This window comes from Candidatus Acidiferrales bacterium, assembly GCA_035515795.1.
Lineage (GTDB): Bacteria > Bacteroidota > Ignavibacteria > Kryptoniales > JAKASW01 > JAKASW01.
Genome location: DATJAY010000016.1, coordinates 1 through 15,167 on the forward strand (window position 1 = coordinate 1; position 15,167 = coordinate 15,167).

Annotated in this window: 15 protein-coding genes; all 15 read left to right on the forward strand. The window is 48.1% G+C overall.

Translation table 11 applies throughout. The features are described 5' to 3' along the window. Positions 1 to 412 (forward strand): hypothetical protein (locus tag VLX91_08045; GenBank protein ID HUI30154.1); only part of this gene is annotated, 412 nt, incomplete at its 5' end. 35 nt (positions 413 to 447) lie between these two features. Further along, the gene (locus tag VLX91_08050) at positions 448 to 1,116 is read left to right on the forward strand and encodes a T9SS type A sorting domain-containing protein (GenBank protein HUI30155.1); all 669 of its coding nucleotides are present in this window, start codon (positions 448 to 450) and stop codon (positions 1,114 to 1,116) included. 235 nt (positions 1,117 to 1,351) lie between these two features. After that, entirely contained in the window at positions 1,352 to 4,219 is a 2,868-nt protein-coding gene (locus tag VLX91_08055) for a hypothetical protein (GenBank protein ID HUI30156.1), read from the forward strand. 119 nt (positions 4,220 to 4,338) lie between these two features. Further along, positions 4,339 to 5,085, forward strand: a complete 747-nt coding sequence (locus VLX91_08060; protein ID HUI30157.1) for a Crp/Fnr family transcriptional regulator — start codon at positions 4,339 to 4,341, stop codon at positions 5,083 to 5,085. A gap of 432 nt (positions 5,086 to 5,517) precedes the next feature. Beyond that, a complete protein-coding gene (gene hoxE, locus VLX91_08065; protein HUI30158.1) occupies positions 5,518 to 6,024 on the forward strand; it encodes a bidirectional hydrogenase complex protein HoxE in 507 nt (168 codons plus the stop codon). Further along, positions 6,014 to 7,660 carry an NADH-quinone oxidoreductase subunit NuoF gene (gene nuoF / locus VLX91_08070; GenBank protein HUI30159.1) on the forward strand — a complete coding sequence of 549 codons (1,647 nt, stop codon included), beginning with the start codon at positions 6,014 to 6,016 and terminating at the stop codon, positions 7,658 to 7,660. Before hoxE ends, nuoF begins: the two co-directional genes overlap by 11 nt. Then, complete coding sequence (hoxU, locus tag VLX91_08075) at positions 7,657 to 8,382, forward strand: bidirectional hydrogenase complex protein HoxU (GenBank protein HUI30160.1); 726 nt, start codon at positions 7,657 to 7,659, stop codon at positions 8,380 to 8,382. Before nuoF ends, hoxU begins: the two co-directional genes overlap by 4 nt. A gap of 29 nt (positions 8,383 to 8,411) precedes the next feature. Then, positions 8,412 to 8,945, forward strand: a complete 534-nt coding sequence (locus VLX91_08080; GenBank protein ID HUI30161.1) for a hypothetical protein — start codon at positions 8,412 to 8,414, stop codon at positions 8,943 to 8,945. Between the two features lie 27 nt (positions 8,946 to 8,972). Further along, positions 8,973 to 10,394, forward strand: coding sequence for a Ni/Fe hydrogenase subunit alpha (locus VLX91_08085; GenBank protein ID HUI30162.1), 1,422 nt, complete (start codon positions 8,973 to 8,975; stop codon positions 10,392 to 10,394). Between the two features lie 17 nt (positions 10,395 to 10,411). After that, a complete protein-coding gene (locus VLX91_08090) occupies positions 10,412 to 10,918 on the forward strand; it encodes a hydrogenase maturation protease (protein HUI30163.1) in 507 nt (168 codons plus the stop codon). Positions 10,919 to 11,138: 220 nt separating this feature from the next. Further along, positions 11,139 to 12,062, forward strand: a complete 924-nt coding sequence (locus VLX91_08095) for a prohibitin family protein (protein HUI30164.1) — start codon at positions 11,139 to 11,141, stop codon at positions 12,060 to 12,062. A 155-nt stretch (positions 12,063 to 12,217) separates the two neighbouring features. Continuing rightward, positions 12,218 to 13,267, forward strand: coding sequence for a squalene/phytoene synthase family protein (locus VLX91_08100; protein ID HUI30165.1), 1,050 nt, complete (start codon positions 12,218 to 12,220; stop codon positions 13,265 to 13,267). Between the two features lie 150 nt (positions 13,268 to 13,417). Beyond that, positions 13,418 to 13,864 (forward strand): DinB family protein, encoded by a 447-nt coding sequence (locus VLX91_08105; protein HUI30166.1) that lies wholly within the window; start codon positions 13,418 to 13,420, stop codon positions 13,862 to 13,864. A gap of 23 nt (positions 13,865 to 13,887) precedes the next feature. Then, positions 13,888 to 14,529, forward strand: coding sequence for an HAD family phosphatase (locus VLX91_08110; protein HUI30167.1), 642 nt, complete (start codon positions 13,888 to 13,890; stop codon positions 14,527 to 14,529). Between the two features lie 131 nt (positions 14,530 to 14,660). After that, the gene (locus VLX91_08115; GenBank protein HUI30168.1) at positions 14,661 to 15,137 is read left to right on the forward strand and encodes a GNAT family N-acetyltransferase; all 477 of its coding nucleotides are present in this window, start codon (positions 14,661 to 14,663) and stop codon (positions 15,135 to 15,137) included. Positions 15,138 to 15,167 lie beyond the last annotated feature (30 nt).

Below are 15,167 nucleotides of genomic sequence, written 5' to 3' on the forward strand. Positions count from 1 at the left end.
TCTCATCGACCAGGGAACGGTTCAGTATTACGCCGGAGCATGGAGAGTATTTGGCACCACATCAAGTGGAGTGGCAACAAAGGAACTGCTCCCGGCGAGCTACACGTTCAGGATGACTTACGAGGGAGTCTCCAACGACAAGCAGCAAGACATTTCAACTAACAGCACGGTTGTATTCTCAACTGTTTTGTGCACGGTAACGGTGACAAACTCCCAGAACCAGCCCGCCAACAACATCCAGGTAAGCTATTATTCCGGAGTCTGGAGGCAGATCGGGAGCACAATGAACGGTCAGGTGACTAAAGAGCTACTTCCTGCAAACCTTACGTTCAGGATCACTTACGGTACATCGCACCAGGATAAAGCACAGAACATTTCGACAAACAGCACGGTGTCTTTTAACATACCGTAGTCAAAAAGATGATTGAGAAGAGGGAGAATGTGAAAATGACAAGAATATTCGTTTTATTATTTTTCCTAGTCGGAACTGCCTTTACCCAACCGGCAAAGGTTGGCAAAACGGACGCCACTGGACAAACCTGGCAAGTCCCGTTCGCCTCATCAGACAACACTATTACTCTGAGTGTTCAAAACAATTCCGGCACTGAGGCGAAGAACATCTCTGTCGCGTTCAACAAAATTCCATCATGGCTGAAATTCAAAGAGAGCACCGCAACTATAAAGAGCATTTCGGCAAATGCTTCTGGGGATGCTGTGTTTACATTCTCTGTTGATAAGAAAGCTCCTGTTGGAAAGGACACGACCTTAACGGCAACGATAAGTACAACAAATGGTCAGTCATGGACTAAGGAAATAAAGATCTCTGTCGGAGCGCCGAAAGATTACAAGCTTTACAATAACTTTCCCAATCCATTCAACCCGTCGACAAAGATTGCATTTGAGCTTCCGAAGGCATCGCATGTAGAACTCATCATCTATGATGTGGTTGGGAGGGAAGTTGTAGAGGTGGCAGATGCAGATTATCCCGCCGGTTATACCGAGCTGACGTGGAACGGAACAAGCAAGAATGGAGCTATGGTGTCATCCGGTGTTTATTTCTACCGCATCAGCACGGATAAGTGGAGCAAAGTCAAGAAGATGTTGATGCTGAAGTGACTTACTTTTGTAAGTCACTTCCTAGGTTGAGGCGATCAAAAAGTTTTTCGATCCTTTCCAATTATTGAAATTAGCCGCTTGGCCGTGCCTTCGGCGTGAGCCTCATTCGAACTCTCAGTGTGAGCCTTGACAAGATAGTTATATCCGGCATTCGATTACTTCATTGATCCATCATTTCTCTTTTTCCTTTATCCTGCCTTGCGGAAGTTCTTGTCTTTTCTCAATTTTAGTTTGGATGAGAAAGAAGAGAATACCACGCGCCGGAGGTTCACAGCTTCTAGTTGTCTTACCTTCTAAGCTTCTGTTCTGTGTTATCATTATGCTTTCTTTAATCTCGATCTCGCAGGCGCAATTTTACTATTTCGGTCAGAACAAAGTTCAATACACGAATTTTCAGTGGGAGATTCTGAAGACTGAGCATTTCGAGATATATTATTACCCAGAAATGACCGAGCTAGCAGGTCAGGCGGCGAGGCTGGCGGAAGACGGCTATCATTACCTCGAAAACAAATTCGACATCAACATAAACGATCGCATTCCACTCATTCTATATTCATCGCATCTCTATTTCGAACAGACTAACACAATGCCTGGATTCATACCCCAAGGAGTCGGAGGATTCTTCGAATTTGTAAAAGGACGAGTCGTAATACCATATGACGGTTCCGTCTATGAACTGAGGCATGTAATTCGCCACGAACTGATTCATGTATTTACGGCGGCAAAACTTAACCGCGAACTTCTCGACCACAGGATAACTGCGGATCGAGAACCGCCGTTGTGGTTTACCGAAGGCATCGCGGAATTCTGGTCGACAAGGTGGGACGACCAGGCTGAGATGGTAATGAGGGATGCAGTACTGAGCGGGTACCTTGTGCCGTTGTCGCAGATGGACAGGATTTACGGGACTTTCCTGATGTACAAAGAGGGACAGAACATCCTGAAATTTATTTCGGAGAATTATGGCGACGACAAAATTCTTTTGTTGATGGATAATTTCTGGAAGACCTCATCGTTCGAAGACGACTTCAAGATGACGATCGGAATGGACTATGGGGAGTTCGATAAGAAATGGGTTTACGCTCTGCAGAAAAAATACTACCCCCTGCTCTCTTCCCACGACATGCCGTCCAAATCGAGCAAGGGTATCTTTTCGGAAGGCTTCAACGATAGTCCGATTTTTTATCGAGGCAGGGACAGCATCGCCAACGTTTTCTACATCGGCAATCATAACGGCTACACGGACGTCTACGAGCAGCGGCTGGATGGAAAATCTATCCCGACTGAAATAATTCGCGGCGAGCGTACTAATGAATTCGAATCGTTCAACCTCCCGTCAGACAAAATGGCTATCTCTAAAGACGGCATTCTTGCCTTTGCCTCGAAGAGCGGTGAAACCGACGTTCTTCATCTCTATGATGTCGAGAAGAAAGACATTGTCGGAGATAAACGCCTGGATGGAATAACAAGGATAGGCTCGGTTTGTTTTTCACACGACGGGAAAAAGATTGTTCTTTCCGGAGCATCGATGGAGGGTTATTACAACCTTTATGTTTACGATTTGGAATCGGACTCGCTTCGACAGTTGACTTACGGTTATTACGATGACAGGGATCCTGCCTGGTCCCCGAATGGCAAATCGATTGTGTTCTCGTCGGACCGCACCATCTTCGGTGATGAAGGCCATTACAACCTCTTCTTGCTCGATTTGGCTTCGGGTGGAGTAAAATATTTGACCAAGGGAAGGGAATCCGACTTTTCGCCGTCGTGGTCGCCCGATGGGAAATCGCTCGCGTATGTCGGCAACGAAGATGGCGGACAAAATATCTTCCTGACGACATCCTTGTCGACTTCGATTCCGGATTCCATCATATCGTACAGGATCACAAATTTTCCCACGGCGGCTTACAATGTTTCGTGGACGGATTCTTCCGAAATCCTCTTCAGTGCTTTCGAGAACTACAGCTTCCAGATAAGAATGCTCGACAGCGTTTTTGAAAAGACACTTACGACAAAGACTGAAAACACTTTCGCGATCACAAATTTTGATTCGTCGTGGACGGCACAACAGTACGCATCCGAATCTTCGACGCCGGGGATTCCTTATGTCCCTAAGTACAGCCTCGATATTGCGGAGAGCGAAATAACTACGGACCCTGTATTCGGAACAGCAGGCGGTGCCGCAATGGCATTGAGCGATATGCTCGGCAACGAGCAATATTATTTTCTGCTCTTCAATACGGCTGAAACATCTGGTGAAATTCTCAAGAGCTTTAATATTGCCATTTCAAAAATTTCGCTTGCTCAGCGAATGAACTATGCTTACGGCATATTCAACTTCGCCGGCCGGGAGTACGATATTTCAGACCCCGATGTTTATTTTTATGAAAGATCTTTCGGCGGGTACTTCACGTTGAGTTATCCGCTTTCGAGATTCGATCGCATTGAAGCCACTACGAGTCTGGCAAATACTTACAAAGAACTCTACTACGGCATCGGTGAAAGGACGTCGGTTCTCTTTTCAAACTCCATCGGCTATGTGGAAGACAATTCGCTATGGGGTCCGACCGGGCCTCTCGACGGTCACAGGTTTCTGGCAAGTGTTGCCTATACCTCCGATGTGGAATACGGATCCGTAGATTACTGGACACTGATGTTCGATTACCGAACATATTTCAGAATCAGTCAGACCGTGGCGTTTGCGACTCGCGAAGCAGTCTTATGTAACCAGGGTCCTCAATCGAGGAGGTTCTTCATGGGTGGCAGCTGGGATTTGCGAGGCTGGCCGTTCTGGAGCATAAGAGGAGAAAAACTCTGGATAGCAAGCGAGGAGCTGAGATTCCCTCTCATAGACGAGCTCAACATAAATTTTCCGTTTGGAGGAATGCTGTTCTCAGCGATTCGAGGAGCGGCTTACTTTGATGCGGGTTCGGCGTGGGACAATGTCTATGATTCGACGCTCGGAGACTTCGGTGTCGGATTGCGTTTTAATCTTGGAGGAGTGTTGGTCTTTAGGTACGACGTCGGCAAGACGATTCAGGATAATTTTCAAAAACTTCAGGCTGGATTATTTTACCAGTTCTTCTTCGGATGGGACTTTTGAATCGGCTGCCGGCTGGCGGTAATTAGTCGATCGCTGACCGAAGACTTCGTGCCACAAACGAAGAGCGGAGAACTCTTTTGAAATTCTCTCTTCTTCCCTTAAATTTTCTTTAAAGCAGCTTGATCGGATTTATTCGACGGAAAGTTTTTCTGGTCGAGTCGAAATTCATAGACTTAGCGGTGATGGAAAGTAAACGCACACTTCGCGATGTACCGGTATTTGAGAAGCTGTCTCCGACAGAGCTTAAACTGCTGACCAACATTTCGAAAGCCAAACGCTACAAGAAAAATCAAATCGTGTTTCTTGAAGGCGAAGCGTTTACCGGTTTCTATGTTGTCCTGAGCGGTTCCATCAAGGTGTATAAGCTTAACCGAGAGGGAGAAGAAATCGTCTTGAACAGATTAGAACCGTATAGAAGCTTTGCGGAGTCCTCTCTTTTCTCCGGCTCACGTTTCTATTCTTCCTGTGCGCAGGCGATGGAGGATTCGACGTTGATGTTCTTTCCGAGCTTGGAGTTTGCGGCCGTGCTCGGGAAAAACCCTGCGCTTGCGATAAGGATATCGGAAGCATTCGCAGTCAGATTGATGGAGCTCAACCAGCGTTTCGACTTGCTCGCAGACGGGGTCGAAGGAAGAATCGCGCGCTATCTGTTGAACGAGATTCAATTGAATAATTCCGTGAAGATGCCGGAACCTGTGTTTAACTTATTGATTCCAAAGAAGGATCTCGCTCAGCATTTGGGTATTGCAGGCGAGACTCTTTCGAGAATGTTCAGAAAGCTGAAAGATGAGAAGATAATAAGAGAAGTCTCGAAGAGAGTTTTCATCACCAACCTGAAGAAGCTCAGGGAACTGGCGCAAGAATAAAATAGTAAATCGTAAATCTTAGATTGCAAACGTCGACCAATTCAAAATTGAAAAGAAAAATTCAGGATCATAATATTCAGACTTTTTAATCCTATTATGGGGTAAATTTTTCGACGGGGTAAATATTGGACATTCTGCAACACAACATGGCTCAAATTTTTCAATGTGACAGTGAATTCGACGGCACGCACTTTGCAAAATATTAGAGGCTAAAGAAGTCAAGTTAAACGATATTTAGTAAAAGCAGATAAATAATTTTCCCTTCTATTGGTTTTACGGGAATCACTTCTAGTTCCAAGCCATTGAAAATTTTTCGCCTTCCCCTGCTCGAAGCAGGCCGGGGTGAACAAACATTTGTCTAAGATGCCTTGCCGCTCGCCAAAAGTGAGTCTCAAGGTTTATCCGTCGAATGATCTCTGGAGGAAATCATAAATGTCCATTGACCTGATGAAGGCCGAGCGTCCATCGGACGACAAGAGGTGGCGATTGGTCGATACCACCATGCGACGACACGGTCACCATCCCAATTCGCTCATTGAAGTTCTGCATACCGTGCAGGAGTCGTTCGGATATCTTGAGGAGGAAGCGCTGAGATATGTGGCGGTTTCTCTTCGCGTTCCAATGAGTAAGGTATATGGCGTCGCAACTTTTTATCAGTTCTTCTCCCTGAAGCCGCAGGGAAAACACACCTGCGTCGTCTGTATGGGAACTGCTTGTTACATAAAGGGCGCTCAAAATCTATTGAACTCGGTCGAGAGCAAGATGAAAATCAAGCCGGGAGAAACCACATCGGATGGCGAGCTCTCGCTTCTGACCGCAAGATGTGTCGGGTCGTGTGGTTTGGCTCCTGCCGTTGTCATTGATAACGAAGTCCTGGGGAACGTCACCGAAGCAAAACTATCCGAGAGGATAGGAAGGTTGGTTCAGAATGAGCTCTGATCAGACTTTAAATCAAGTCAACGCGAATAATGCGAGGGGCTCAGAATATTCCATAAATGTCTGTGTTGCTGCAGGATGTCTTTCGTCGGGTAGCGACAAGGTCAAAGAATCTCTCGATCATGAAGTTCGTGAACATGAACTTGATCACAAGTGTCAGGTAAAGGGAGTCGGCTGTCTCGGGCTCTGCTCGCAGGGAACACTGGTCGCAGTTGAAAAACAAAACGTTATCTACAAACAGGTTACCCAGACCGATGCAAAAGAAATCGTGGAGAGTCTTGACAAGGGACCTGTTGAGCGACTAAAGTGCGATACAGACTCGCCGTTCTTCAGACGCCAGACAAAAATAGTTTTGGAAAACAGCGGGATCATCGACCCGGAAAAAATCGAAGATTACCTTGCAGCCGATGGATACAGCGGGTTGACGACGGCATTGACCGAAATGTCTCCGCACGACATAATCGACCAGATTTCCAGGAGCGGGCTGCGCGGCCGCGGCGGTGCCGGCTATCCGACCGGTTTAAAGTGGAGCACTGTTGCAAAGGCTAAACTGCAATCCGACGGGAAAAAATATGTTATCTGTAACGCTGACGAAGGTGATCCTGGCGCATTTATGGATCGCAGCGTTCTTGAGAGCGACCCGTTCAGGGTCCTGGAGGGAATGGCAATTGCTGCGTACGCGACCGGTGCAACTCATGGATACATCTATGTGCGCGCAGAATATCCGCTGGCAGTGAAACGCCTTCGTACTGCAATTCGTCAGGCGGAGAAGAACGGATACTTGGGAAACAATATTCTCGAGACAACATTCAGTTTCAGAATCGACATTCGTCTCGGAGCCGGAGCATTTGTCTGTGGCGAAGAGACGGCATTGATCGCGTCGATCGAAGGCAAACGTGGTACGCCGCGTCCGAGGCCGCCGTATCCTGCGCAGTCGGGACTCTGGGGAGCACCGACTTTGATCAATAATGTCGAAACTTATGCAAATGTTCCTTCGATTGTCAGGCACGGCGGTGAATGGTTTGCGAAAATCGGCACCGAAAAGAGCAAGGGGACAAAAGTTTTTGCGCTTGCCGGTCGAGTAAGGAATACAGGCCTCATCGAAGTTCCGATCGGAATTTCTCTTCGCGAAGTGATCTACGATATCGCGGGCGGAATTCCGGATAATAAGAAATTCAAAGCCGTCCAGACAGGCGGGCCGTCGGGCGGATGCATCCCTGCCGAACAGCTCGACATGAAGGTCGACTACGAAACGCTCGCGCAGGCTGGTTCTATAATGGGCTCCGGCGGAATGATTGTTGCCGATGAGACATCCTGCATGGTGGATGTCGCAAAATTCTTCATGGAGTTTTGCATGACCGAATCCTGCGGAAAATGTGTACCATGCCGCGTCGGGACCGCACAGATGTATGAAATTCTCAACAAAATAACTACCGGCCATGCCACGATGCAGGACCTGGATAACTTGAAGGAACTGTGTGCCATGGTACAGAGCACGAGTCTTTGCGGGCTTGGCCAGTCGTCACCGAACCCCGTTCTTAGTACCCTAAGATATTTCCCGAAAGAGTATGAAGAACATATCCTTCACAAGAAATGCCCCGCGGGCGTGTGCAAAATGACAGCGGAGATATCAAAATGACTTTACCAGCACCGGCGCAAGTAAAAACTCTGAAGATAGACGGCATCGACGTAGGCGGCAGAGCCGATCAAACTATTCTGGAAGTTGCGAGGGAGCACAATATTCATATTCCGACTCTATGTCACCTCGACGGCCTGACCGATATAGGAGCCTGCCGGCTTTGTCTTGTGGAGATAAAAGGTGTAAAGAAGCTCATTCCGGCATGCACGACCTTTGTCGACGAGGGCATGGAAATCACCACAAACTCCGAGCGCCTCATCAAATACAGACAGATGATACTCGAGTTGTTAATGTCGGAAAGAAATCATATTTGTTCCGTGTGCGTGACGAACGGTCATTGCGATCTTCAATCGCTGACACAGGAATTAGGCGTGACCCATGTAAGATTTCCCTATCGTTATCCGATGCTTTCAGTCGATGCATCACACGACAGATTCGTTATCGATCAAAATAGGTGCATCCTTTGCACCCGCTGCGTAAGAGTATGTGACGAGATCGAGGGCGCTCACACGTGGGATATCATGGGACGGGGAATCAAATCGCAGGTTATGACAGATCTCAACCAGCCGTGGGGATCTTCCGATACTTGCACGAGCTGCGGTAAATGCGTTCAGGTCTGTCCGACGGGGGCGCTCTCGGAGAAGGGGAAGTCTGTTTCAGAAATGTCGAAACGAAGACAGTTCCTTCCATACCTGACGGCAATGAGAGAAGGAAGAGAATAGTTTTTAAAATCAAAATCAAAAATTGAAAAATGAGTAAAGTAAAGTTTGCAACGGTCTGGCTTGATGGATGTTCCGGGTGCCACATGTCGTTTCTTGACACCGACGAGAAGCTCCTCGAGCTGGCGAGCAAGATAGAAGTCGTATACAGTCCGTTAGTCGACAATAAAATTTTTCCTAAGAACGTGGATGTAACTCTTGTAGAAGGGGCAGTTTCGAGCGACGAAGATTTGAAGAAGATCGAGGCTATCAGGAGCAAGACAAAGATCTTGATCGCGCTGGGAGATTGTGCGGTTACCGGCAACATCCCTTCGATGAGAAATAAATTTGAAGTAAATACAATTCTGAGAAGAGCATACGTCGAAAATGCGACGGTCGGCGGAAAAATACCGGATGTCGATCTGCCTACTCTTCTCCCCGAGGCGCGACCGGTTCACGAAGTGGTCAAGGTCGATATGTATCTTCCGGGTTGTCCGCCTCCGGCCGATGCGATTTATTATGTGCTCACCGAACTGCTGGCGAACCGTACCCCGAATCTTGAGCAACGAACCCGCTTCGGTAGATGAAAATTTGGAATTAAAAATTCTTGAGCTATGTCAAAGCAGATAATTATAGATCCTGTTACTCGTATAGAAGGTCACGGAAAAATAACCATCCAGCTCGATGAAGATGGAGGCGTCAAAGATGCATTCTTTCAGGTCACACAAATAAGAGGCTTCGAGAAATTCTGCGAGGGAAGACCTTTCTACGAGATGCCTTCGCTGATGGCACGGATATGCGGCATTTGTCCGGTCAGTCATTTGGTCGCATCGGCAAAAGCTTGCGATCAAATCCTCGGTGTGAGAATCCCAAGCGCCGCTGAAAAACTGAGGCGCATAATGAACCTGGCGCAAATGATCCAATCGCACGCACTCAGCTTTTTCTATCTTGCCTCGCCCGATTTGCTTCTAGGTATGGATTCCGATCCGGCAGAGCGGAATATTTTTGGAGTCCTGAAAAAGAATCCGACTCTCGCGCGCGACGGTGTCCGTCTGCGTCAGATGGGACAACAGATGATCGAGTGGCTTGCCGGGAAGAGAATCCATCCGTCGTGGATCGTACCAGGTGGAGTAAATGAGCGGCTCACGGTTGAAAAACGAGACCAGATCCTTTCCATGATTCCTGAAGGACTGTTCATCGCGCAGCGGACATACGACTGGTTCCGCGGTGTGTTTGGAAAATTCCAGAAAGAGATTCAGACATTTGCGAATTTCCCGACATTGTTCATGGGTTTGGTAGACGACGACGGCGGGCTGGAGCACTACGACGGAAAAATTAGGATCATGGATGCGAGCGGCAGCACCATCGCCGACAAATTGGAGCCTGAAAACTATCAACAGTTCATCGGTGAAGCCGTCGAACCTTTCACTTATCTGAAGTTTCCCTACTATAAACCTTTCGGTTATGATGACGGGATTTATCGCGTGGGGCCTCTCGCCCGGTTGAACATCGCGAAGCGCTGCGGCACTGAAATTGCGGACAAGATGCTCGAGGATTTCCGCAAACTTGGACAGGACGTGGTGTCCAGCTCGTTTCATTATCACTACGCAAGGTTGATCGAGATCGTTTACGGATTCGAGAAAATAAAGGAGCTCCTGGAAAGTCCGGATATTCTCAACAGCAGGATCAGAGCCTATGCGGAACCGAACCGCCTGGAAGGAATCGGAGTGTCAGAAGCGCCCCGCGGAACGTTGATTCACCACTACAAAGTGGATGATAACGGTTTAATGGTCTGGGCAAATCTGATTATTGCGACAGGTCACAACAATCTTGCGATGAACCGAGGAGTCCTGCAGGTTGCTAAGAATTATATCAGCGGCACGAAGATCCCCGAAGGGGTACTGAACCGAATCGAAGCTGTTATCAGAGCTTACGATCCCTGTCTGAGCTGCTCGACTCACGCTGCAGGCCAGATGCCTTTGCAGGTTGATCTAAGAAACCACGATGGAGAAATCGTGGATCGAATTGTTCGTTAACTTACGGAGACTGGAAATTGTCGACCCCTGACTATGAACCGATAATGCAGAGGATAATTGTCATAGGAATCGGCAATCCGCTCCGCGGCGATGATGGCATAGGGTGGTACACCGTTGATCGGCTGGAGGAATCGCTGGAATCCCGGGAAATCGAATTCACAAAATGCGTCGAGTTGACTCCGGAGTTTTCTGAAAAAATCAGCAGATCAAAATTCGCCCTCTTCATTGACTCGCGTGTTGAATCTCAGGAGGCAGAGATTAAAGAGGAGCACATAGTACCTGCAGAAGTCTTTCCAGCGCTCGAGACTCACCGGCTCGATCCCGCCGGGATTCTTGCGTTTTCAAGATCCCTTTACGGAAAAATTCCGGAAGCCATTATGTTGACCGTAGAAGGAAAATCGTTCGAGTACGGAGAAGAAATCTCGCTAGAGACTGAACAGAGAGTTGAATCGCTGCTGGTTCGAGCTCGCGAAATTCTGAACGATTGGCTTCAGAAACTGCGGATAGAATACTGCATATGTTGACCGCCGGTTTTGCCCCGCCCGTAGATTAGCTCGTCTCACCGCTGCGAAAATAAATCCCATGCGAACTTATCGAGGAGAGCGTTGTTTCTTCGAACACCGCCTCATATATTCAGTCGAGCCATGAAATAAGAAGGGCCATGCGAAACGATATCGTTCAAAGAAAGCTGGAAATCTTCAAATCGAAAATCATCAACAGTAACAAAAACTAAGGGAGACAATCATGTCGACGTTATTCTTTATCGTGCTGTTCATCGTCATTGGAATTGCGCTGGTCACCATCAAATCAAGGGATGTCTCATATCCCGTCAAATTCAAAAAGATCGGGCTGGCAAGTTTCGGACTGGCAGCTATGTCCTTTGTGATCGGGTCTTTTACCGTCATTGAACCAGGATACGTAGGTGTCCCTGTTACCTTTGGGAACGTAGGGTCACAGTCGCTTCCGGCCGGCTTTCATCCGATATTTTTCTTAACTGATGTTTACAAAATGTCTATTCAGACGAAAGACTATACTATGTCTTCGGCCAACAGCGAAGGCAATAAAACCGGTGATGACGCTGTTGCCACACTGTCACGTGATCAACTTATTCTGAAATTCGATGTCACGGTCTGGTATCACCTGGATCCGTCGCAGGCAAATAATGTTTACAGTAATATTGGTCTGAATTACGAAGAAGTGATCGTCAGGCCGGCAATCAGAACTGCGCTGGTAGATGCCGCTACGAAGTTCGACGCAAGCGACGTCATGTCTCTCCAAAGAGACGCCTATACTAAGATGGTTACTGAATTATTGTTACAGGAGCTGGCAGGCAAAGGCGTAATCTTGGATAACGTGCTTATCAGAAACGTGGAACCGCCGGCAACTGTCAGCGATGCTATTGCGGCAAAACTTAAAGCTGCCCAGCAAGCTCAACAAATGGAATACACAATTCAGTATGCCCAGAAAGAGGCGCAGCGAAAAGCGATTGAGGCTCAGGGCATTGCGGATGCTCAAAGAATAATCAACAATGGATTGACGCAGAATTATCTGCAATGGTATTACATCTCTCAGCTCAAAGAGTTAGTGAACAGCCCGAACAACTCGACAATTATTTTGCCGTACGACCAAAAGTTGACGCCGCTTTTGAACGTTCAAACGAAGAAGTAATCGCAGAAACAGGTGAGAATAGAAATAGAAAGCTGATAGAGAAGCATTAGAATCATCCGATTATTATATTACGTGAGATTAAAAAACAGTGGTTCATGAGTATTCAATCGGAAAGTCGCTTCGATAAAAGGATGAGGGTTAACGGGGAGAGCGGTTTGAGCAGACCTCATGTTTCGGCGGAGGCAGCCAGGATACGTCCCGGCGAAATGCTGCGCGCAGTGAGCAGGACTTTTGCCCTTTCCATCGAGCGTCTGCCATCAGAACTGCGCGATATGGTTTCGACGGCATATCTTCTCTTCCGTGTCTCGGATTGTCTCGAGGATAATGAATTTCTCGGTGCCGACCACAAGGCGGAGCTCCTTCGCATTTGGGCGCGGGTGCTGTCGGACTCTATGCCGGTCTCATCTCTGACCGGTGAGATTATTCATCTTGACAGAGGCGATCCCGAAGTGTACGTTGCACAGCATGCAGATGAGCTCCTCGAATGTCTCCACCGTTTTCCGCAGCCGATCCAGGAGATCATCAAGAGCCACGTTAACCAGACCTCTTTGGGCATGGCGCGCTGGCAGGAAAACGGCCCCGATGTGCGCAACGAAGAAGAGATGGACGACTACATGCACCAGGTAGCGGGCCGGGTCGGCTATTTGCTGACTGACCTCTTCGCTTGGTACTCGCCCGTCATCAGAGAGAGGAAAGAAAAACTTCTACCGTTAGCACGCCACTTTGGGCTGGCGTTGCAGACTGTAAACATCATTCGAGGCCTGAGAAAAGACTACGAACGGGGATGGGTGTATGTGCCTCGAACGTTTTACGAGCCGCTCGGTCTCACGCGTGATAGCCTCTTCGCCGAAGAGAATGCATCACAGGTCTTGAGGATAATCGAGCGGCTTGCCGACAAGGCTGACACGCATCTGCAGTACGGCCTCGACTACATCATGGATCTTCCAAAATGGCTCCATGGAATTCGGCTGGCCTGCATGTGGCCCCTGTTGTTCGCGGTGCGAACGATTGCCGTCAGCAGAAACAATCTTGACGTGGTGATGCATGAAGCCAAGATCACGCGCAGCGAAGTAAAGAGGATCATACGCGACACAACTCTCTTCGGGTGGTCGAATTCCTGGCTGAAGAATTACTACAGCCGGTTGTCGCGACTGACGCAGGGAACAGTTGGGATCCCCTCGGGGGACGAAGTCCGGGCCGCATGACTAGATGATCTACCGCTGAGTTTGATTCTTCCGTAATCCCCGCATATATTTTATTGAAGCGCCGAAGAAGGTGGGACGAGGTGTATTTGCCGTCAGACGTTTTGATGAAATATGAGAGGATAGTCTTAATAAACAACAGTGAAGGAAGCCATGAAATACATTTCGAAGCTTAACGAACAAAAAGAAATTCTCGATGCCCTTTTCGATAAAAAAGAAATCTACAACAAGAGATACAGAAAAGGCGGATGGACCGGGAAAGAGGTTCTTATTCACCTTAAAGACGCGGAGACGATGTTCTACGAGAGGCTGAGGAGAACGATTTCAGAAGCCAACCCCGTCCTGTGGTACTTCGAGGAGGATAATTGGCAGAAGAATCTAGAGTACATGAAGCAAGACATGTCACTCGCAAAAAATCTTTTCAAGCTGACGCGCGATTCGATAATCGAGCTGATCAAGATGCATCTGGATAAGTACGATTCGAAGAAAGCAGTGCATTCGAGGTACGGCACCATGAATGTGAAAGAGCTGATTGAGCGGATGATTAAACATACTGATAATCATATAAGGCAGTTGAAGCGGATCAAACATTCGCCCTGAGCCCCACATCGATCCCGATACCATTGATCAAAGCAATTCTCTGGGACAACGACGGGGTTCTCGTCGATACGGAATATCTATATTTTACCGCCACACAGCAACTCCTAGCGTCGGAAGGGATAACCCTGACCGAAGAAATGTACGTCGATCTTCTCCTGGTTCAGGGAAGAAGCGCATGGCATCTCGCTGAGGCGAAAGGAATGAGTCCGGCGGAAGTGTCTCAGCTGCGCGACCAGCGGAATGCACTCTACTTGAAGTTGGTGACCACAGAGGCAAGAGTTATCGATGGCGTCGAAGAAGTCTTGAGTGTGTTGCACGGCAGATATCTGATGGGAGTGGTCACGAGCTCTAGGAGGGAACACTTCGAAGCTGTTCACAGCAAGACCGGCTTGATGAAGTACTTCACGTTTGTTCTTACGGGAGATGATTATAGCAAATTCAAACCTGACCCGGAGCCGTATCTCCTTGCCGTCCAAAAGACAGGTTTCAAACCAGAAGAGTGCATTGCCGTGGAAGACTCCGAGAGAGGATTGACAGCCGCGACAGATGCCGGATTAAAGTGCATCGTAATTCCCAGGGGGCTGACGCGATTCGGAAAATTCCAGGGAGCATATAAGATCTTGAAAAGCATCCGGGAACTCCCGGCGGAGATAAGTCGGGCATGACGCACAGGTGGAGGTGAATTTCAGTCTTGAAGCTCGCAGTTTGCTTCTTCTCTCATCTCCCTCTATATTTTATCGAGTCGCGAAATAAAATATATCACGCATCCAGACACTAAAAACTTGAAGAGGAAACTATGTCCGTAAAGATACGCCCGGCTGCTCCGGGAGATGTTCCAGGTATTACCGATATATTGAGAAACTTAGGATGGTTCAATAAGCTCTCGTCCGCGCCGCTGGAAGTTGCGCAAGGACAGGTCAGTCGTCATCTGGCGCTTAGCATGTCGGACGACAGTCACACAGTCTACGTCGCCGAAGATGGAGGAGTCATCGAAGGATATATCTCGGTACACTGGATCCCGTTTCTGTTTCTAAGAGGACCTGAAGGATACATTTCAGAGATGGTTGTCGCCGATCCGAACCGCGGTCATGGAATCGGAGCTCAGCTGCTGGAGAAAGTGAAAGCAGATGCGGTAAGGCGTGGCTGTTCCAGGCTCTCCTTGATCAACAGTCGTGGACGCGAGTCGTACCAGCGCGGCTTCTACCAGAAGCACGGGTGGACCGAGCGAAAAGAGATGGCGAACTTCGTGTTCAAGTTTGACAGACCGGCATAAGTCTATCACCTGAAAACTAATTTAAGGAAC

Excerpts from the sequence above, each read along its gene's own strand:
- VLX91_08085 (HUI30162.1), top strand. The coding sequence starts at position 8,973 with ATGTCAAAGCAGATAATTATAGATCCTGTTACTCGTATAGAAGGTCAC.
- VLX91_08115 (HUI30168.1), top strand. The coding sequence starts at position 14,661 with ATGTCCGTAAAGATACGCCCGGCTGCTCCGGGAGATGTTCCAGGTATT.
- hoxE (HUI30158.1), top strand. The coding sequence starts at position 5,518 with ATGTCCATTGACCTGATGAAGGCCGAGCGTCCATCGGACGACAAGAGG.
- hoxU (HUI30160.1), top strand. The coding sequence starts at position 7,657 with ATGACTTTACCAGCACCGGCGCAAGTAAAAACTCTGAAGATAGACGGC.
- VLX91_08105 (HUI30166.1), top strand. The coding sequence starts at position 13,418 with ATGAAATACATTTCGAAGCTTAACGAACAAAAAGAAATTCTCGATGCC.
- VLX91_08050 (HUI30155.1), top strand. The coding sequence starts at position 448 with ATGACAAGAATATTCGTTTTATTATTTTTCCTAGTCGGAACTGCCTTT.
- VLX91_08095 (HUI30164.1), top strand. The coding sequence starts at position 11,139 with ATGTCGACGTTATTCTTTATCGTGCTGTTCATCGTCATTGGAATTGCG.
- VLX91_08080 (HUI30161.1), top strand. The coding sequence starts at position 8,412 with ATGAGTAAAGTAAAGTTTGCAACGGTCTGGCTTGATGGATGTTCCGGG.
- VLX91_08055 (HUI30156.1), top strand. The coding sequence starts at position 1,352 with ATGAGAAAGAAGAGAATACCACGCGCCGGAGGTTCACAGCTTCTAGTT.
- nuoF (HUI30159.1), top strand. The coding sequence starts at position 6,014 with ATGAGCTCTGATCAGACTTTAAATCAAGTCAACGCGAATAATGCGAGG.